This is a genomic window from Gemmatimonadota bacterium (genome assembly GCA_041390105.1).
Classification (GTDB): Bacteria; Gemmatimonadota; Gemmatimonadetes; order Longimicrobiales; family Gaopeijiaceae; genus JAGQIF01.
The window spans coordinates 916,089-934,268 of the sequence record JAWKQO010000001.1 but is presented as its reverse complement, the minus strand read 5'-3'; the positions used below and the strand labels follow the sequence as shown (position 1 = coordinate 934,268).

At 69.1% G+C, this 18,180-nt stretch carries 18 protein-coding genes; 13 read left to right on the top strand and 5 right to left on the bottom strand.

Features of this window, described 5'->3' with window-relative positions; translation table 11 throughout:
- The first annotated feature begins 116 nt into the window (after positions 1–116).
- Positions 117–617, top strand: a complete 501-nt coding sequence (locus tag R3E10_04215; protein ID MEZ4414936.1) for a Yip1 family protein — start codon at positions 117–119, stop codon at positions 615–617.
- 27 nt (positions 618–644) lie between these two features.
- Here the strand turns inward: R3E10_04215 and R3E10_04210 are convergent, their stop codons facing one another.
- On the bottom strand, positions 645–1,502 hold the full coding sequence (locus R3E10_04210; GenBank protein ID MEZ4414935.1) for a hypothetical protein: 858 nt from the start codon (positions 1,500–1,502) through the stop codon (positions 645–647).
- A 130-nt stretch (positions 1,503–1,632) separates the two neighbouring features.
- Between R3E10_04210 and fdhD the strand changes: the two genes are divergently transcribed.
- The 6 genes from fdhD to R3E10_04180 all read left to right on the top strand — a co-directional run bounded on the left by fdhD (position 1,633) and on the right by R3E10_04180 (position 10,226).
- On the top strand, positions 1,633–2,496 hold the full coding sequence (fdhD, locus tag R3E10_04205; GenBank protein MEZ4414934.1) for a formate dehydrogenase accessory sulfurtransferase FdhD: 864 nt from the start codon (positions 1,633–1,635) through the stop codon (positions 2,494–2,496).
- Positions 2,493–3,134 carry a molybdenum cofactor guanylyltransferase gene (locus R3E10_04200; protein ID MEZ4414933.1) on the top strand — a complete coding sequence of 214 codons (642 nt, stop codon included), beginning with the start codon at positions 2,493–2,495 and terminating at the stop codon, positions 3,132–3,134. Before fdhD ends, R3E10_04200 begins: the two co-directional genes overlap by 4 nt.
- A gap of 222 nt (positions 3,135–3,356) precedes the next feature.
- Positions 3,357–6,374 (top strand): SusC/RagA family TonB-linked outer membrane protein, encoded by a 3,018-nt coding sequence (locus R3E10_04195; GenBank protein ID MEZ4414932.1) that lies wholly within the window; start codon positions 3,357–3,359, stop codon positions 6,372–6,374.
- Between the two features lie 18 nt (positions 6,375–6,392).
- Entirely contained in the window at positions 6,393–7,622 is a 1,230-nt protein-coding gene (locus tag R3E10_04190) for a RagB/SusD family nutrient uptake outer membrane protein (protein MEZ4414931.1), read from the top strand.
- A 141-nt stretch (positions 7,623–7,763) separates the two neighbouring features.
- Positions 7,764–8,219 (top strand): hypothetical protein, encoded by a 456-nt coding sequence (locus R3E10_04185; GenBank protein ID MEZ4414930.1) that lies wholly within the window; start codon positions 7,764–7,766, stop codon positions 8,217–8,219.
- A 123-nt stretch (positions 8,220–8,342) separates the two neighbouring features.
- Positions 8,343–10,226 (top strand): ATP-binding protein, encoded by a 1,884-nt coding sequence (locus R3E10_04180; protein ID MEZ4414929.1) that lies wholly within the window; start codon positions 8,343–8,345, stop codon positions 10,224–10,226.
- Between the two features lie 35 nt (positions 10,227–10,261).
- On the opposite strand, the gene R3E10_04175 is transcribed toward R3E10_04180, so the two are convergent.
- Together R3E10_04175 and R3E10_04170 are read right to left on the bottom strand one after the other, a co-directional pair.
- Positions 10,262–11,008: a glycerophosphodiester phosphodiesterase family protein gene (locus tag R3E10_04175; protein ID MEZ4414928.1), complete on the bottom strand. Its 747-nt coding sequence runs from the start codon at positions 11,006–11,008 to the stop codon at positions 10,262–10,264.
- A 5-nt stretch (positions 11,009–11,013) separates the two neighbouring features.
- The gene (locus tag R3E10_04170; GenBank protein MEZ4414927.1) at positions 11,014–11,304 is read right to left on the bottom strand and encodes a hypothetical protein; all 291 of its coding nucleotides are present in this window, start codon (positions 11,302–11,304) and stop codon (positions 11,014–11,016) included.
- A 187-nt stretch (positions 11,305–11,491) separates the two neighbouring features.
- On the opposite strand from R3E10_04170, the gene R3E10_04165 reads away from it, so the two are divergent.
- Genes R3E10_04165 through R3E10_04145 form a run of 5 tightly spaced genes read left to right on the top strand, consistent with a single transcriptional unit; the run spans position 11,492 to position 15,620 of the window.
- Positions 11,492–12,028, top strand: coding sequence for a sigma-70 family RNA polymerase sigma factor (locus tag R3E10_04165; protein ID MEZ4414926.1), 537 nt, complete (start codon positions 11,492–11,494; stop codon positions 12,026–12,028).
- A complete protein-coding gene (locus tag R3E10_04160) occupies positions 12,025–12,717 on the top strand; it encodes a zf-HC2 domain-containing protein (GenBank protein MEZ4414925.1) in 693 nt (230 codons plus the stop codon). The genes R3E10_04165 and R3E10_04160 overlap by 4 nt, the downstream gene beginning before the upstream one ends.
- Before the next feature lies 1 nt (position 12,718).
- Entirely contained in the window at positions 12,719–13,639 is a 921-nt protein-coding gene (locus tag R3E10_04155) for a DUF4097 family beta strand repeat-containing protein (protein MEZ4414924.1), read from the top strand.
- The gene (locus tag R3E10_04150; GenBank protein MEZ4414923.1) at positions 13,636–14,556 is read left to right on the top strand and encodes a DUF4097 family beta strand repeat-containing protein; all 921 of its coding nucleotides are present in this window, start codon (positions 13,636–13,638) and stop codon (positions 14,554–14,556) included. The genes R3E10_04155 and R3E10_04150 overlap by 4 nt, the downstream gene beginning before the upstream one ends.
- Positions 14,557–14,576: 20 nt before the next feature.
- Positions 14,577–15,620: a DUF4097 family beta strand repeat-containing protein gene (locus tag R3E10_04145; protein ID MEZ4414922.1), complete on the top strand. Its 1,044-nt coding sequence runs from the start codon at positions 14,577–14,579 to the stop codon at positions 15,618–15,620.
- Between the two features lie 89 nt (positions 15,621–15,709).
- On the opposite strand, the gene R3E10_04140 is transcribed toward R3E10_04145, so the two are convergent.
- Positions 15,710–16,294 (bottom strand): DUF2911 domain-containing protein, encoded by a 585-nt coding sequence (locus R3E10_04140; GenBank protein ID MEZ4414921.1) that lies wholly within the window; start codon positions 16,292–16,294, stop codon positions 15,710–15,712.
- A gap of 100 nt (positions 16,295–16,394) precedes the next feature.
- Positions 16,395–17,501, bottom strand: a complete 1,107-nt coding sequence (gene thiO, locus R3E10_04135) for a glycine oxidase ThiO (GenBank protein ID MEZ4414920.1) — start codon at positions 17,499–17,501, stop codon at positions 16,395–16,397.
- On the opposite strand from thiO, the gene R3E10_04130 reads away from it, so the two are divergent.
- Positions 17,500–17,940 carry a thioesterase family protein gene (locus R3E10_04130; GenBank protein MEZ4414919.1) on the top strand — a complete coding sequence of 147 codons (441 nt, stop codon included), beginning with the start codon at positions 17,500–17,502 and terminating at the stop codon, positions 17,938–17,940. The genes thiO and R3E10_04130 overlap by 2 nt on opposite strands.
- Positions 17,941–18,180: the final 240 nt, after the last annotated feature.

Below are 18,180 nucleotides of genomic sequence, written 5' to 3'. Positions count from 1 at the left end.
CGTGCCCTGGCGGAGTGTCAAGCACCGAAGCGCGCCCGCGCGGTACGGTGCGCCGCCGCCCCGCACGGCATAGCTTGCTGCACCATCTGGAGCGGCTCCCCTCACGGAGGTCAACCATGGAAGCGCAAGCTCGCACGATGTCGCAGCGCATGGTGGGCGCAGCGATGCTGGACATCGACACCTTCGAGGAGGTCGAGGCGGACGAGACGGCCACCGGTCAGGCGGCGGCGGTGGTCGCCATCGTGGCCGCGTGCCAGGCGCTGGGTCATTGGGGCAGCCAGGTGGGGATGATTCGCGCTGCCATCGCCGCGCTGGTGGGATGGGCCGTCTGGGCGGGCGTCACCTATTTGATCGGCACGCGCCTGTTCGACGGCAAGGCCACCTGGGGAGAGGTTCTGCGCACGCTGGGCTTCGCGCAGGCGCCGGGCATCTTGGCCGTGCTCGGGTTGATTCCCCTCGTGCGCTGGGGCGTCGGGCTGGTCCTGCCGTTCTGGATGCTGGCGGCCGCCATCGTCGGGCTTCGGCAAGCGCTGGACATCAGTACGGGGAAGACGGTGATCACCGGCGTGTTGGGATGGCTGGCGATCGCGATTCCGCGCATCGCGTTGGGCTGGTAGGGCACGTGGGGGACCACCGCCCCGGGATCACTCTCGGGGCGGACCCTGGTTGACGCGGATCTCCTGGACGTCCACCACCAGGCGCATCGGCGCATCCCCGCCCAGCTCGCGCTGCAGTCGCTCCACTTGCTGGCGCACCACGTCCTCCACCAGCGCGCGATCCTGCTCGCCCAGGGTAGCCATCTGCGCTTGCAGGTCCGCCAGAAGCTGGGTAGCGGTGCGTTCCGCGTCGGACGGGGCGCCCAGCCCGTGGACCTCGATCTCCAGCCGGAAGGGGTGGGTCAGGCCCTCGATGGTCCGATAGTCCTGAAGGAGGGCCAGCATGCGCACCGGGCGGGCCGCTCCGTCCTGTTGCAGATAGGAGCCCGTGACGTCGAAGCGCTGTACCAGGAGATTGCGTCGGTCCAGGTAGAGGCGCCCGACGCTGGGCCGGAAGACGCCGTCGGCGTAGGTCCCCGGGGTCAGCCCCCACTCGCTGCCGCCGAAGTCGTCGATACGGATCACCCAGTTGACCACGCCGTCGATCACCTCGGTGCCCTCGACCGTGGCGGACGAGGCCCAGCGCTGCAGGTGGCCGAAGGGGTCCGCCCAGGCTGAAATGCCCAGGTGACCCGTGCGATCCTGGCGAAGGCGCTGGTCCGCGAGGTCCGTGGCGGTGATGCGGGGTACGAACACCCAACGACCGTCCACGTCGGCCCGCTCGAAGTACGACTCCGAGGTGAGTCCCAGGAATCGGTGGACGACCGTGTAGTTGTAGACGGTTTCAGTGCGGGAGTCGTTGCGATCCAGCGCGTCCTGGATCAGCCGGGCGGCGTCCTGGGCTTCCGCCGGGCCGGCCGCGAGCGCGGCGGCCAAGGAAAGCAGCGGTAGGGCGCGGTTCCGCATCCGGGCAGCTCGCGTGTTGACGGGGCAGGTGGAGGCACCCGGTACCCGGAGTGCTGAAAAAGGAGCCGGGCCCGGGTTGACGGTGCCGGCCAGGGCCGGGGAGACTTCGGCGTCGCGAACGAGGGAGGGAGTGCGCGTGCTCGGTGAACGGAAGGGCGTCCAACGGGTCGACGTCGTGCGGTTTCGGGAGGGAGGAGCTCGGCGCACTCGCGACGAGGTTGCCCTCGAGGAACCGCTCGAGATCCGCGTGCAGCAGGGAGCGACCACCGACGAGGGCCCCGCAGAGCGCTCGATCGCGGTCACCATGCGCACACCGGGTGCCGACTTCGAGCTCGCGGCCGGTTTCCTCTTCAGCGAGGCCGTGCTCGAGGACTCCCGCCAGATCCGCGAGATCGCCTACTGTGCTTCCGAAGAACAGCGCACCTACAACGTGGTGACCGTGTCCGTGCGCGCGGGTGTGGAGCTCGACCTCGGTCGGCTGGACCGCAACTTCTATGTCAGCTCCAGTTGCGGTGTCTGCGGGAAGGCCTCCTTGGATGCGGTGGAGCAGTTGGGGTGCGCCCTGCTCCCCGACCTCGGGGAGCGCTGGCCCGCCGAGCTGCTCGTGGAGCTCCCGGACGCGTTGCGACACGAGCAGTCCCTGTTCACGCGTACCGGTGGACTACACGCCGCGGGGGTCTTCGCCCTCGATGGGCGTCCGGAATGCGTGCGGGAGGACGTCGGTCGCCACAACGCCGTCGACAAAGTGGTGGGGTCGTTGTTCCTCGAGCGCCGCCTTCCCCTGGAGCGCAGGGCGCTCGTCATCAGCGGGCGGGCCTCCTTCGAAATCCTTCAGAAGGCCGTGCGGGCGGGGTTGGCCACGGTCGTGGCCGTGGGAGCACCCTCCAGCCTGGCCGTCGACCTGGCTCAGCGCTTCAACGTCACCCTGGCCGGCTTCGCCCGTGCCGGCGGCTTCAACGTCTACGCCGGCCCCGAGCGCGTGACGTTCCCGTGAGCGCACTCCTGGGGGTGGTGCTGGCAGGGGGAGGGAGCCGCCGCTTCGGATCGGACAAGCGACAAGCGCGGGTCGCAGGGCGATCACTGCTCGAGCGCGCCGTCGGAGCCTTGGCCCCGGTGACGGGGCGCGTGGTGGTGGCGGTCGCGAGCGAGAGGGATGCCACCTCCCTGCCGGACGTGGGCCGCGTCGTGGATCCGCAGCCGGGGCTGGGCCCGTTGGGGGGGATCCTGGCAGGGCTGGGCGAGGCCCGTCGGCTCGGGCGCGGGGGTGTCCTGGTCTTGGCGGTGGACCTGCCGCTGGTGACCGAGGCGGAGCTACGCTGCCTGGCGGCGGCGCCCGCTCCGGACGGCTCCCTGGCCTCCTGCCCCGAAGCGGGAGACCAGCCTCTATGCGGGCGCTACGGGGTCGAGGTCGAAGACCGGTTGGAGGACTTCCTGACGGCGGGGGGGCGGTCCGCCCGCGAGTTCGTCGCTGGCCTGAGGGTGAGCCGGGTCGTCCTGCCCAACCAAGGGGGTTGGTCCCCCCTGTTGAACCTCAACACGCCCGCCGATCTGGAGCGCGCCCGGGAGGTGTTGGAGAGGGGGGAGACAGGCCCGGGACAGGGCGGGCCGCACCCCGAGATCTTGACGATTTGACGCCACTTCCCCCAAACTGACTGGGATCTTCTCCGCCCGCGGGCAACCCTCGCGCCCATGTCCACTGTCGGAGGAACCAGAGGAGAGGAAGTCGGTCCAACGAGCTGGCGATGCGCCAGTTTGTGCGTCGGTGCCACCCGCCTGCACCGGGCGCGAGCCATCACACCCCTTTTCCCATGCGGAGTCCTGCGCGCTGGCGCGGGCCCCCGCCGGAGGTCGTGCATGAACATTCGATTGTCCGCCCTGGCCCGCGGGTTCGCCATTGTGGCGCTCCTGGCTGGGCCCTTGACCCCTGACCTCGACGCCCAGGAAATGGGCCGTGTGGTCGGTCGCGTGCAAGCGGCCGCCACGGCGCGTCCGCTCTCCGGTGCCCAGGTCTTCATCGAGGGACTCCGCATCGGCGGTCTGACCAACGCCGACGGTCGCTTTCTCATCCTGAACGTGCCGGCCGGCACCCATACCGTGCGCGTAGAGCTCCTGGGCTACGTATCCGGTTCGCAGCAGATCACCATCGCTGCCGGCGGTACAGCCACGGCCGACTTCAACTTGAGCGAGACCGCGATCGCGCTGGACGAGATCGTGGTCACGGGCACGGCGGCCGAGGTGCGCGCCAAAGAGGTGGGCAACGCCCTGGACGCCGTGACCTCGCGCGACCTGGAGCTGGCTCCGGTGACCAACCCCGAGAACATCATCGGTGGCCGCATCCCGGGCGTGACCGTATCGCAGGCCCAGGGGCAGCCCGGCACGGGCGGCACCATCCGCATCCGCGGACAGAACACCGCGTCTCAGGCGCCTGAGCCGCTCATCTACATCGACGGCGTGCGCGTCTACAACCAGCCGATCTCCATCGGGACCGCGGCCCGTCAGTCGATCTCGCCGCTGCAGGACATCAACGCGGAGGACATCGAACGGGTCGAGGTGGTGAAGGGTGCCTCCGCCACGACGCTGTACGGCACCGAGGCTGCGGGCGGCGTGATCCAGATCTTCACCAAGCGTGGTGTGTCCGGTGAGCCCATCTGGACGGCCGACCTGACCACGGGCTTCTCCAACATGGGCCAGGTGGGCCCGGATGGAGATCCGACCGAGCTGTTCACACAATGCGGTCGCACCCAGGACCTGTACGGCCTGTCTATGAGCCGCAGCACGGCGGGCGAGAAGGTCTACTTCGAGGATCCCACCTGTCCGGCGTCGGGCCGCTGGTTCCAGAATGGGCTTCAGCAGCGCTACGGCCTCTCCGTGCGCGGTGGCTCCGAGCGCGTCTCCTACTACGTGTCCGGCAACTACTCGGACGCGGAGGGCACGCTGCAGACGCAGCGCTCACGCGACGGCGGCTTCCGGGGCAACCTGGACTTCTCGCCCATCGAGGACCTGAGCGTGGCGCTGAACACGGCCTACACGCGCCGCAACAGCCGCTTCGTGGAAGACGGCAACAACGCCAACGGCTTCCTGCTCAACGTGGGGCGGGGCACCAACGGCAACTTCAAGGGCGGCAAAGGCGAGGATTGCGCCAACGTGACCGTGCTGTGCGCCAGCAACGGCTACCTGTTCGACTCACAGAACACGGGCACCAGTGACCGCTACACCACCGGGCTGGTGGTGGGCTACAATCCGTTCGAGTCCCTTTCCAACCGTTTCTCGGTGGGCTGGGACTATCTGTCCTTCGACTCGGAGGAGTGGGACCCCTTCGGCCACCTCCGTAACCCCGGTGGCTTCTACAGCTCGGAGAGCAACATCCGCTCCAAGCTGTCCGTGGACTACGCGGGCTCCTTCCAGAACAGCTTCGGCGAGTCCATCGCTTCGACGTTCTCCTGGGGTGGTCAGATCTTCAGGGATCGCTACCGCACCAAGTTCGTGAGCACGCAGGAGTTCGCGGGCCCGGGCAAGCCGACGCTGACGTCGGGCGGTGGCGCCACCGGTGTGACGGACGCGACCGTGGCGACCACCAACGCCGGCTTCTTCCTGCAGGAGTCGGTGGGCTTCCAGGACCGGCTGTTCCTGACGGCCGGTTTGCGTGTGGACGGGAACTCGGCCTTCGGTGACGACTTCGGGCTCCAGTACTATCCGAAGCTCTCCCTGTCCTGGATTCTGTCCGACTACGCGTTCTGGCCGACCGACTGGTTCGACGCCGCCAAGTTCCGGGCAGCGGTCGGAGAGTCCGGCAAGGCACCGGGCGCGTTCGACAAGCTGCGCACCTGGAGGCCCGTGACCGGCGACGAGGGCGTGGCGGGCTTCACCCCCGGCGACATCGGCAACGACCAGGTGGGTCCCGAGCGCACGCGTGAGATCGAGGTGGGCTTCGATGCGTCCTTCCTGGAAGGCCGTTTCGGTGTGGAAGCCACCTACTACAGCACCACCACGACCGACGCGCTGGTGCCGGTGACGTATCCGCCTTCGCAGGGCTTCCTGGCCACGCGCGTGGAGAACGTGGGCGAGATCAAGGGCTCGGGCAGCGAGTTCCAACTCAGCGCCACGCTGCTGCAGCGCGCGAACTTCGAGTGGCGGGCCCGGGCCAACATCGCGTTCAACAAGACGGAGGCCGTGGACCTGGCGGGCCAGGAGTTGGACGCCGACAACCTGGCGGGCATCCGCGAAGGGCACGCGGTGCCGTCCTACTACGGACTGGTGGTGACCAACCCGGATGCCTTCGCGGATCCGATCATCGAGGAAGATGCGCTCATCGGACCCACGAACCCGACGCGCCTGATCGGGCTCAACTCCACGATCACGTTGGGGCAGAGTCTCTCGATCGACGCGTTGCTGGAGCACCAGGGTGGGCACTATCTGCCCAACTATACGGGCTACCAGAACGGTCGCCGGGGCGTGTGGTACCCGTGCTATGGCGTGCAGGAGAAGATCTTCGCGTCGCGGGCCGGTGACGCGAACGCGCTCAACGACGTGACGGCGCTGGAGCGGGCGCGCTGCGCCACCAACCTGTACGGTGGCCACGACGCGTCGTTCTGGATCGAGAAGGCGGACTTCTGGAAGCTCCGCAACATCTCGCTCACCTACAACCTGCCCAGCTCCTGGGTGGGCCGTTATGCGCAGCGGGCCAGCGTGACGCTGTCCGGTGTGAACCTGTTCAAGTGGACGGACTACACCGGCGTGGACCCGGAGGTCGAGGACTTCCAGGACCGAGCCGAGGGCGGGATCTATGACGGCGCCACCGACTACGGTCGCCGCGAGTACTACCAGATCCCGGCGCCGCGTACGTTCCTGTTCTCCATCCGCGCGACGTTCTAGGGGGCGGCGATCATGACGATGAACAACAAGACGATCCGCTACGCTCTCGCGCTGGCCCTGCTGGGGCCGGCGGCCGCGTGTTCCGACGTGCTTTCGCTGGACGTCGAGGCCCCGGGTCGCATCGCGGACGCCGACCTGAACACCGCGGATGCCATTCCCGGCATCGTGGCGGGGATGTCCTTCGATCTCACGCAGTCCATCGACGGCTCGCTACAGAACGTGCTGCTTGCGGACGGCGAGATCTGGCACGGTGGCAGCTATGACTTCGGCACCTATCCGCGCGGACAGCTGCTGCAGACGCCGGCGGATTGGGACGGCGAGTACGGCACGTTGCAGCAGGCCCGCTGGGTAGCCGAGGACGGCCTCCGGCGCATTGCCGAGATCCTGGAGCCGGCCCAGTTCGAGAAGGATCCGAACGTGGCACGCGCCTACCTGCTCGGCGGCTTCGCCAACCGCACGTTGGGCGAGTGGCAGTGCACCAGCACCGTCGACGGTGGCCCAGAGGTGCCCAACACGGAGCACTTCATCCGGGCGGACTCGCTCTTCACGCGGGCCATCGCGGTGGGGACGGCCGCCAATCGGCAGGATTATGTTCGGGCCGCCTACGGTGGGCGCGCCTCCGTGCGCGCCTGGTTGGACAACTGGTCGCAGGCGGTGGCGGATGCCCAGCAGGTGCCGGCGAGCTTCGTCTACAACGCCATCTACAGCACGGCGGTGGGCGCGGTCAGCAACGACCTGGTCTTCGAGACCACGGCCCGCAAGGAGTTCACGGTCTTCAACACCATCTGGGAGAACAACGACCCCAACGATCCGCGCGTGCCCTGGCAGATCGTGTACGACAACTCGGGGCAGGTCTCCAAGGGTCAGGATGGCGAGACGGACTTCTATCAGCAGCTCAAGTTCCGCACGCAGGACGACGACATCCCGCTGACCAAGGGCGCCGAGATGCTGGTGCTGAGGGCAGAAGCAGCGCTGCGGAACGGTGACATCCCCGGGATGACCGATCTGCTGAATCAGGCCCGGGACGTCTATGGTCTGGCGGCGCTGGCCGAGCCCGCTTCGCTGGCCGAGGCCTGGGAGACGTTGCGTTTCGAGCGGGGCGCCACCCTGTGGTTGGAGGGACGGCGTTTGTATGACCTCCGTCGTTGGCAGGAGGAGGGAGGCGTGGTGGCCGATCCGTTCTCGAGCGGCCGGGACACCTGCTTCCCAATCTCCCAGGAAGAGCGCCGGGTGAACCCCAGCCTCTGATCGGGAGCAACAACACGTAGGAGATCGACGCGGGGGCGGCCGGCTACGGTCGCCCCCGTCGTCGCTTGCCGTGGGAACGAGAAGGGAGGTTCAGTGCAAACCAGTCGTGCGAGAACGAAGAGAACCGTCCGCGACCTGTGCGTGGGCGTCGCGGTCGCCACTGCGCTGGGAGCCTGTCAGACCTTCGCGCCGGTCGACCCGCGCGCGGTGGAGGCGGGTGACCCTGTGCGGGTGACGTTGACCCGGGAGGAGGCGCTCAAGCAGGCGGATGTGATCGGCGAGCTCACGGAGCGCGTGGAGGGCCGGGTTGCGGAGCCCACCGATGCCGCTGCGCTGGCGTTGACCATTCCGGCCCGGGGCAGCACGCCCGCCACCGGCAGTCGCTTCAACACGTACCTGGCGCTGCCTTGGGACGGTCTGGTGAGCGTGGAGGAGAAACGCTTCAGCTGGGCGCGCACGGGGGCGCTGGCCGCAGTCACCGGAGTGGCCGTGGCGGTCATCCTCTCCGTGACCGAGGGCAGCAGCCAGGGAGGACCGGGCGAAGGGCCGCCTGACAACTCGGACATCCGGTTCCTGGGGTTCCGTCTGCAGTGGTGATCCTTTCCGAAGCGTCCGTTGGGCGCGCCTTGAGACGTTGGCTTCTCGGCGGGGGTGACCGGCCCGTCCGGCCATCATATGTTTCCCCCCGGGTGGTGGCTCTGGCTCGAGCGAACGAGGTGCATGGCGGGATCCCAGGCTGAACCCAGCCGGCTGCATCCCCTGGCGGAGGCGGAGAACCGCCGCCGGGAGCGGGCGACGCACGCCCTTCTGGCATTCCTGGTGGTGCTCCTGTTGGCGCTGGGTCTGGTGCCGGTCCAGCTCTCCAAGCGCCTCACCCCCCTCGAAGACCTCGTGGGGGGCATCTACGAGCCTGCCCAGGAGCTGGCCTGGCGCTTCCATGTCGCCGAGGTACGTGCGTTCTCGCGGGTGCAGGCCTTCCAGCAAACCGAGAGCGCGGTCGAGCGCCGACGCATCCGCGACGCCTACGAGGCGGAGCGCGCCCGCGCGGGCGAGCGGTTCTCCGAGCTCCAGCAGCTGGTCGAGGAGCGGTTGCCGGAGGAGTCCGGTCAGCGGGACGAAGAGCTCGAACGCCTGCTCACGGATCTGTGGGAACGTGCGCAGGATTGGCACCTGTACCACCTACCTCTGCTGGCGGGAGACATCAGCCTCGAAGAGTGGCTGCCACGCGTGGCCACCGAGCAGACCTACTACGACGGGCTGCTGACCTCGTCGCAACGGTTGAACGAGGCCTTCCGCAGCCGCGTCGCCGACTTCCGCGCGGAGGCGGCCGCCAACCAAGCCCTGCAGCAGCGGATCATGTCGTGGTTGGTGATCGCGGCGCTGTTTTCGGCGCTGCTCGCCATTGTTGCCGTGGGGTTGGTCGCGCGTCGGCTGCGAGGACTGGCCCGTGAGGCGAATGGCCGCCGGCTGGACGCGGTCCACGCCCGACGCGAAACGGACGCGGTGCTGCGTGCCACCGCCGACGGCGTGCTCGGGGTCGACCTCGATGGACGCTGCACGTTCATCAACCGCGCTGCCGCGGAGATGCTCGGGCGCTCACCCCGAAGTGCGCTGGGCCGGGATCTCGACTCGCTGGCATTCGGCGACGAGCCCGAGTCCGGCATGCCACGGCTCTTCCGCCAGGCCCTGGAGTCGGGCAACGTCTCGTTCAGTACGGACACCGAGCTTCGTCGGCTGGATGGGAGCACGTTCCCCGCCAAGGTATCCTGTCGACCCATGATCGACGGGCGCGAGGTCCGGGGCGCCGTGTTGTCGTTCGTCGACTTGACCGAGATCCGGGAGGCCGAGGCCGCGCTGCACGAGGCGGTCCGTGCCCGTGACGAGGTGGTGGGCGTGGTGTCGCACGATCTGCGGAACCCGGTGGGCACCATCTACATCGCCGCCGACCTGTTGTTGGAGGTGCCGCTCCCGCTCGAGAAGCAGCGCGAGCAGCTGGTGGTCATCAAACGCCAGGCCAAGCACATGGAGGAGCTGATCCGCGACCTCCTGGATATCTCCCGCATCGAGACCGGCACCCTGCCTGTGCACCCGACGCCCAACGCGGTGGGACCCCTGGTCGAAGACGTGCTCGCACAGCTGCGGCCGCTGGCCCACCAGAAAGGCATCCGCATCGACGAACAGCTGGCGGGGGCGCTGCCGCATGTCAATGCGGACCGCAACCGCGTCCTGCAGGTGTTCTCGAACCTGCTGGGCAACGCCATCAAGTTCACCCCCGAGGGCGGGCGGATCGTGATCCGCAGCCTGCCCGGCGAGGGCGAGGTGGTCTTCGAGGTCGCGGACACCGGCGTGGGCATCCCCACCGATCATCTCGACCGGATCTTCGATCGCTTCTGGCAGCTCAGCGAAGGGCAGGGGGGCGCCGGGCTGGGTCTGTCGATCGCGAAGGGCATCGTGGAGGCCCACAGCGGCCGCATCTGGGTCGAGAGCGCACCGGGAGAGGGCACCCGCTTCCTGTTCACTCTGCCTTCGATCGGAGGAACCGTGCCGGAAGCACCCGGCAAGCCGCTCTTCGGAACGGTGCCAGGCGTCGGAGAGCTACAGTAGGGAAGGCGCCGCGCGCCCGCGTCTGAAGAAGCGGGTCAGCCCTCGGTTTTCCATTCGCTGGCCCACTCCAGAAGCCGCTCCACTTCATTGGTGGTGAACCGGCTCACACCCATCCGCGCCAGTCTCGCCGCCTCCTCGGGATCGTTGACGGTCCAAACGGCGAACTCGATGCCCAGGGAGCGCGCCCGGGCGGTACGGTCCGGATCCGCGAGCACGAGGCGATAGTCCGGATCGAGGAGGGTGTGCGGTCGGTCCCGCGCACGGTCGATCGCAGCCTCGAAGCGGTCCTCGGCCTCCACGATGTAGGCCACGGAAGTCCCGGGAGCTGCCGCCTGGATCCGATCCAGGGCGTCCCAATCCATCGAGATGAACACGGTCTTCCGGAGAAGCTCGCGGTTCTCGACCTCGCGGAGGATGCGGTCCACCTCCTTCGGGGATGCTCCCACCTTGATCTCCGGATACAGGCGATGCGCCCGGGCGCCCACGGCGTCCAGGACCTCGCTCAAGGCGGGCAGGGGTTCTCCGGCGAACGCCGGGTCGAACCACGATCCCGCATCGAGATCGGAGAGTTCGGCCTGTGTGTAGGTGTCGACCCTACCCAGCCCATCGGTGGTTCGCTCCAGGGTCTCGTCGTGCACGACCATGGGGACCCCGTCCGCGCTCGCTTGCAGATCCCACTCCAAGGCGGGGGCTCCTACGTCCAGCGCCAGCCGCAGCGCTGCGACCGTGTTCTCGGGCGCCCGTGCCGAATACCCTCGGTGAGCGATGATCTCCGGTGTCACGAAAGTCAGGGGGCCTTCGCGGTTCCCGAGGTGAGCTGTCGATCGAAGTCCGCACCCTCGCGGAGGCGCTGGACATCCATCTCCATGGCCTCGAGCTGGCTCTCCAGAAGCGCGCAGCGGCGCTCCAACAGGACGAGAGCCTCGTCTCGGCCCTTCGACTCGAAGAAGCGTGAAAGGGCCTCGACCGTGGGCTTCAAAGCGAAGCGGGCGGTGAGCCCGATCACCGGCACCAGGACCACGGAAATCCCCAGGATCACGGCGACTAGACCTGTCAGGTCGACCGGAAGGATCTGCATGCTGAGTCTCCTGGCGCTGTCCAGGGCGCCAAAGGTGGACGGACCGTCTGACACGTGAGAGGCTGGCGCTCCGTACGGGGGACGGTCAAGGGGCCCGGGCCCAACCCGCGCGGCGGACCGTTCCAACCCGTGGAGGCCGGCCCCTATCGAATACGTCGAGACCGATCCGGGGGATTCGCCGCTGAACGTGGGGCCGAACGCCGCCAGTGAGGAGATACGGGACGTCGAGTTGGCCCGGGGCGGGGATCCCCAGGCGTTCGAGCGTCTGTATCGCAGCACCGTCACGCGGGTGTTCAGTCTCGCCTGTCGGTTGGTGGGCGACGATGCTGCGGACGATCTCACCCAGGAGGTGTTCGTGCGGGCGTGGGAGAAGCTCCCGACCTTCGAGGGGCGGTCCCGGTTCGCGACCTGGCTGCATCGGCTGGCGGTGAACCACATCCTGGGACGCAGGGAGCAGATCGCGCGCCGGCGACGGTACGCGGGTGGGCTCCCGGACGGAGACCGGATCGCCGGGCCCAGGGCCACGGTGGGGCTGGCGATCGATCTGGAGCGAGCCATCGGCACGCTCCCGGAAGGAGCGAGGCAGGTGTTCGTGCTGTACGATGTGGAAGGGTTCACGCACGAGGAGATCGCGACGGCGATGAGTATCTCGGTAGGGACGTCCAAGTCCCAGCTCCATCGGGCGCGCATGATGCTCAGGACGCAGTTGGGAGGCCGGGCGTGAGCCACGTCGCGGAGCGGCTCTCCGATTGGATGGACGATGCCCTGTCGCCCGCGGAGCGCGGCTCGGTCGAGGCCCATCTGGCCCGGTGCGAGGCATGTCGTCGGACCCTGGCCGACCTGCAGGCCATCGTGGACGCGGCAGCAGGGCTTCCCCCGCGGCAACCGGCCCAGGATCTGTGGCCGAACGTGCGGGACCGGCTGACTCGACGCGTGGCGTCGCCGGAGTCAGGGACCGCCGCCCAGGTCGTGCCCCTGCGGCGCCGGCGCATCCGACTGAGCGTTGTACAAGCGGCCGCGGCCTCGTTGGCCATGGCCACGCTCGGGGCAGGCGCAGCCTGGGTGGCGCGCGGGCCGGCGCCCCGGACCGAACGGGTGGCCGCGGTGCCCGTGCTGGGGCCGGCCGTCGCCCTGCCGACGGAGGCCCGCGTCGTCTCCGACGCCGCGCGCTCTCCGGAGCTGGCCAAGGAGCTGGCCGAGCTGGAGGCCGTGCTGGCGGGGGCGGAAGACTTTCTCGCGCCGGAGACGCTGCGCGTCCTGCGCCGCAATCTGGACCTGATCGATCGGGCCATCGCGGAGAGCCAGGCGGCGCTGGCCGCCGACCCCGCCGATCCCTACCTGCAGGAACACCTGGAAGCGACCCTGCGGCGCAAGGCGCGCTACCTCCAGGAAACGCTCGTGGTGAGTTCCTGACATGCTTGCTGCCCTCCCCCTCGTTGCGCTGCTCGCGGTCGGCTCCCCCGCCACCGATACCGTGCTGCGCGTCGAACGCGGCGACCATCTCCATCTCTCCCGCATCGGGGGCGTGCTTCATGTCGAGGCCACCGACGGAAGCGAGCTGGAGATCGCGGTGGACGGTTGGCGGGGCGGGTACCGTCTGGACCGCGATGGCTCGCAGATCCGTGTCCGGGCCTCGAGCAGGGGGCACTCGGCGGACGTGCCCCGGGAGTACCACGTCCGAGCACCTCGCTGGCTGGACCTCGAGGTCGACGGGCAGGAGGTGGAGGTGGACGTGCGCGGCCTGAGAGCGGACGTGTCCCTGCGGATCCAGGAGGGCGACGTACGCCTGCGCGACGTGCAGGGCACCGTCTCGGTCCGGGCGCTGGACGGCGGCGTCTGGCTCGAGGACGTGCGGGGCAACGTGAACGTGGACGCGCCGGACGACGAGATCCTCGTCCAGCGCGGGGCCGGTGCATTCGTATTGAGCAGTGTGGACGGGGACGTGGACGTGCTCGACGTCGATGCGCGGTCGCTGGAGGTGGCCACCATCGATGGTGACGTACGCTTCCGGGGTTCGCTCGCGCCCGGGAGCCGATCCTCGATCACCACCCACGACGGGAACATCACCCTGGCGCTGCCGCAGGATGCCTCGTTGGAGGTGCGGGCCCGCGCCCGGCAAGGGTCCTTCAGCGCGTCCTTCCCGATCGAGGCCAAACGGCTGCGGAACGGCACCGAGCTGGAATTCAGGATGGGCGCAGGGGAGGCCACCCTGCGGGTCGAAACTTTCGATGGGGACGTGCGCGTACGGGGCTTGGGGGAGAACGACCGCGAGCAGGTGCGCCGGGACGACCGGAGCGATCAGAGAACACGGCACAGCCGAGGAGAGGGTCGATGAGGAAGCCGATTGGAACGACGGTTTTGCTGGGGATCGCGCTGATGGGCAGCCTCTGGCTGGTGCGCGAGAGTTCGCTGGGCGCCCGTGCCGCCTGGGCGGCCGATCGCGTCACGCATGCCGCCTTCTCGCTGACGGAGCGGCTGTTCCACCGGGACGACGGCGCCGCCCATCGTGTGGTCTACGAGTACAGGAGCGCGGAGCGCCCCTCGGCCGAAGCCCGGGAAGGACAGGAAGGCCCCTTCGAGTGGAGCGGGCGGGTGGACCGGGGGGACCGCGTGGCCGTGGTGGGCTTGAACGGAAAGATCACGGCGTCGGCGTCCGACGGCCCCGAGGTTGAGGTGCGGGCCGTGCGCACCAGCCGTCATGGCGACGTGGCGGACGTGCGCGTCGAGGTGCGCGAGCATTCCGGTGGGATCACGGTGTGCGCGATCTACGACAACTGGGACGGCTGCGAAGACGGCTCACGCCGCGGCCGCGTTCGCAACGGTGATGTGCAGGTGCAGTTCGACATCCGTGTTCCCGAAGGCGTCGAGTTCTCGGCGTCGACGGTGAACGGGGGCGTCGAGGTGACGGGCGGCATCGACGCGGTGGACGTGAGCGCTGTGAACGGGAGCGTCGAGGTCGAGTCCCTGGGACGTCTGAATGCCTCCAGCGTGAATGGCTCCGTCCGAGCGCACCTGATGGCCGACGCTCTCAGTGGCCCTGTGCACGTGAGCACGGTGAACGGAGCGGTCGAGCTCGACCTGCCCGACGGTGCCGACGCCGATGTGGACGCCAGCTGGGTGAACGGGAGCTTCGCCTCCGATTTGCCCGTCACCCTGCACTCCAAGGGCAAGCGCAATGCGCGCGGGCAGCTGGGAAGCGGGGGCGAGCGCGTCCAGGTCGAGACGGTGAACGGGCGCATCCGCATCCACTAGGGGTGAGGGAAAAGGACATCATGCATACGTGGAGAGTCGCGCCGATCCTGGTGCTGGCGTTGGGTGCCGTGGCGGCAGCGCCGGGTGCGGCACAAGAGCGGTATGCCATCAGCGGCCGGGAAGTCGCCATCTACAATCTGGCCGGACAGGCGGAGATCGTGCGGGGATCCGGCTCCGAAGTTCGGGTGACGCTGACGCGCCACGGTGACGACGCGGAGCAGCTCGAGGTCGAGACGGGGCGCATCGACGGGCGTGAGACGCTTCGGGTCATCTATCCCGGCGACAACATCGTCTACGGATCGCGCCGCAATGGCAGCACGGACCTGCGCGTGCGCGACGACGGCACGTTCTTCGATCAAGGGCGTGGCGGCCGACGGGTTCGCGTCCGCAGTTCCGGCCGCGGCCTGGAAGCATGGGCAGATCTCAGGATCGAGGTGCCCGCCGACCACGATCTCTCCATCTACGTGGCGGCGGGTGAGGTCACTGCCCAGGGCATGCAGGGCGCGCTGCACGTGGACGTCGGTGCCGCCACCGTCGGGGTCGAAGAGCACAATGGCCCCGTGAGCATCGACACCGGATCCGGCGACGTGTGGGTGCGCGGTGTGGAAGGGGACGTGGTGGTCGACACCGGCTCGGGAGGCGTGGAGATGGAGCGGGTGAGCGGGAGCCGCGTGGACATCGACACGGGGTCGGGCGGTATCCGCGGCTCCACCGTCTCGGCCGAGTCCGCTCGGTTCGACACGGGCTCCGGGTCGGTATCGATGGAGGAGCTCCGGTCACCCGTGGTCGTCGTCGACACCGGGAGTGGTGAGGTCTTCCTCGACGTGACGGTCGACGTGGAGCGACTCGAAGTGGATACCGGCTCCGGTGCCGTGACCCTGGCGCTGCCCGAGCAAGCCGGCGCTGAGCTGGAGTTGGAGACCGGAAGCGGTGGCATCGACGTCGACCTGCCGATCCGCATCTCGCAGTCGCAGCGGGACTACCTCCGCGGGATCCTCGGGGACGGCCGTGGACACATCGAGGTCGACACCGGGAGCGGCGGGATCCGTATCCGCAGTCGCTAGTCGGCGGCGTCGACGCTCGCGAGAAAGGCCCCGGCGGCGGTTTGCCGTCCGGGGCCTTCGTCGTGTGGTGCGCTTTGGTGGGGCAGTGGCTACATGGAGCCGTGGATCGGGATGCGGATCCGGTTGTGCTCCCAACTCACCAACAGCTCCGCATGACCTCCACCGTGGGGCTCCAGCTCCATGGTGAGGGTCTCCACCGGCTCGTCGGCCCGGGTCACAGGCACGGTGCCGTGTCCCACATCGGCGCTCACGACAGCATCGTCGAGCGGAATGCCCCAGCGCTCGACGATCCGGTTGACGTGGACTTCCCATTCGGATTCCCCGGGGATCACCCAGAGCGAGTAGGAGCCAGGCTCCACCCGCACCCCCGCGATCTCCGCTGCGAAGGGGAGATGGATCGACGTGGCCTCGTTGGCGCCGAAACGCCACGGCTGTCCGTAGGGCTGCAGCTGGCCTCCGATCATCGTCCGCCCCCGCGCCGACGGGGCGCCGTAACAGACGAGCACGGTCTGGTCGCCCACCTGGGCGGTGGTGGTGCGCAGGGGGCTGGGCCGGTTGGCCGCCTCCTCACGGTTGCCGCGCACGAAGCACTCCTGTGCGCTCAGCGTGGGCGGCGCAGCTGCCGCGAACGAGAGCGCGAGCGCGAGTGCCCAGAGACGTGGACGAGAATGCATGGTTCCTCCTGAGCGGGTGAGCGGAACGGTTCGTTCCGGTCGGGACGCGCGTTCAACACGGGGGAGCGCAGCGTGTTCCGCGTCCGAAAACCGTTGAATTTCAGGAGCTCGGTGCGAAGGCCTGGGCCAGCGGGGCAGGGTGCCCCGCGAGCAGGTCGGCGACGAGCGCTGCCGTGACCGGGGCCAGAAGGATGCCGTTGCGATAGTGACCGGTCGCCAGCAACAGGCCCTCGACGTCCGGTGCCCACCCCAGCACGGGATGCCCGTCGGGCGTGCCCGGACGGAAGCCGATCCACTCCTCGTCGACGGAGGCGCCCGCGAGGCCTGGCAGGGCGCGGACAGCGCCGGAGCGGAGGCGGTTCGCGTTGGCGGGGGAGAGCGTTCGATCGAATCCCGCCTCCTCCACGGTAGCTCCCACCAGCATCCGTCCCGCCCGCGGGATCACGTAGACGTCCCCCGAGTCCACGATGGGGTGCTCCGGCGGGGTGGCGGCAGGCGCCAGGGCCAGCATCTGCCCGCGCACCGGTCGGACGGGCACCGGATGGGGGCTGTCCATCATCCCCGACCAGGCTCCGGCCGCCACGATCACCCGTTCTCCGGGGAGCCGATCCCCCGAGTCCAGTCGTACTCCGGCGGCACGGCCCCCCTCCATCAGGATGTGGCTGACCCCACTGCCGCAGCGGACCGCGACGCCAGCCCGCTCGGCGGCCCGCAGGAGCGCGGGGCCCAGTTTGCGGTTGTCGACGTGGGCATCCAGAGCGTGCCAAGCAGCGCCTTCGATGTCCTCGGAGAGCGTCGACAGGTGCGCGCGTGCGTCCGGGCGGCTCAGCCACTCGACGGCGTGACCCTCACCAGACAATACGGCGCACTCCTGGCGGAGGGCGGCCGCACGCTCGCTGGAGCGGGCGAGCACGAGGCGGCCGCTGGGGCGCAGGTCCACCGCGTGGCCACTCTCTTCTTCGACCGCCGCCGTCCACTCGGGGTAACGCGCATGGCTGTCCAGGGCCAGCGCGCGGAAGGGGCCGCTCTCGGACTCGCCCAGCGGTGAGAGCATGCCCGCCGCCGCCCAGCTCGCCTCTTCAGCGGGTCGGCCGCGCTCCAGGATGGTGACGTCCCAGCCGTCCCGGGCCAGTTGCCGGGAGACCGCCAGGCCGATGATGCCGCCTCCCACCACCAGCACCCGCTGTCCGTTACCTTGTCTCCCCATGAGCGATCCCATCCTGCGTTTCCGCCACCGCGTGCCGGTGCGCTTTCGCGACATCGACGTTGGCGGCCATGCCCATCACTCCGTGGCCCTAATGTATTTCGAGGAGGCTCGCGCGGCGTATTGGCGCGACGTGATGGGGCGTCCCGGCATCGAGGACATCGACTACGTCCTGGCCGAGGCCACGCTACGGTACCGCCAGCGAGTGCTGTATCCGGACGACCTCGAGGTCGCCGTGGGCATCGTACGCCTGGGGAAGAAGCACTTCGAGATGGCCTACGAGGTCCGCTCCGGGGAAGGAGCGCTGCTGGTAAGCGGCCGGACCATCCAGGTCATGTACGACTACGCGGCCGGGCGTTCCACCCGGATCCCGGCAGAGCTCAGGGAGCGTATTCTGGCCCATGAGGGTCCGGGCTTGGGGGGGGAGGAGGGAGCGACCTAGGGAACCGGCGCTGACCCGTGGGATCGGAGCGGCAGCAACGGCTCGGCCCATGGAGCGGGGCCGACCCCGCCCCGGGTCGGGACCGACGGCAGCCTTCGCGGAGGCCGAAAGGGGCCGGGGGCCAGGCCGTATTCTCCCGGGACGGAGGGAAAACCCCGCGATGAAGCGCCGGTTGACCGCCCCCGCGGGCTGGTCCTAGGTTGCAGGTTTTGGGGTTTGAACGGCCCCAGGGGACCCTAT

Excerpts from the sequence above, each read along its gene's own strand:
- R3E10_04170 (MEZ4414927.1), bottom strand. The coding sequence starts at position 11,304 with ATGCAGATCCTTCCGGTCGACCTGACAGGTCTAGTCGCCGTGATCCTG.
- R3E10_04210 (MEZ4414935.1), bottom strand. The coding sequence starts at position 1,502 with ATGCGGAACCGCGCCCTACCGCTGCTTTCCTTGGCCGCCGCGCTCGCG.
- R3E10_04130 (MEZ4414919.1), top strand. The coding sequence starts at position 17,500 with ATGAGCGATCCCATCCTGCGTTTCCGCCACCGCGTGCCGGTGCGCTTT.
- R3E10_04150 (MEZ4414923.1), top strand. The coding sequence starts at position 13,636 with ATGAGGAAGCCGATTGGAACGACGGTTTTGCTGGGGATCGCGCTGATG.
- R3E10_04180 (MEZ4414929.1), top strand. The coding sequence starts at position 8,343 with ATGGCGGGATCCCAGGCTGAACCCAGCCGGCTGCATCCCCTGGCGGAG.
- R3E10_04215 (MEZ4414936.1), top strand. The coding sequence starts at position 117 with ATGGAAGCGCAAGCTCGCACGATGTCGCAGCGCATGGTGGGCGCAGCG.
- R3E10_04145 (MEZ4414922.1), top strand. The coding sequence starts at position 14,577 with ATGCATACGTGGAGAGTCGCGCCGATCCTGGTGCTGGCGTTGGGTGCC.
- R3E10_04155 (MEZ4414924.1), top strand. The coding sequence starts at position 12,719 with ATGCTTGCTGCCCTCCCCCTCGTTGCGCTGCTCGCGGTCGGCTCCCCC.
- R3E10_04140 (MEZ4414921.1), bottom strand. The coding sequence starts at position 16,294 with ATGCATTCTCGTCCACGTCTCTGGGCACTCGCGCTCGCGCTCTCGTTC.
- thiO (MEZ4414920.1), bottom strand. The coding sequence starts at position 17,501 with ATGGGGAGACAAGGTAACGGACAGCGGGTGCTGGTGGTGGGAGGCGGC.
- R3E10_04195 (MEZ4414932.1), top strand. The coding sequence starts at position 3,357 with ATGAACATTCGATTGTCCGCCCTGGCCCGCGGGTTCGCCATTGTGGCG.
- R3E10_04190 (MEZ4414931.1), top strand. The coding sequence starts at position 6,393 with ATGAACAACAAGACGATCCGCTACGCTCTCGCGCTGGCCCTGCTGGGG.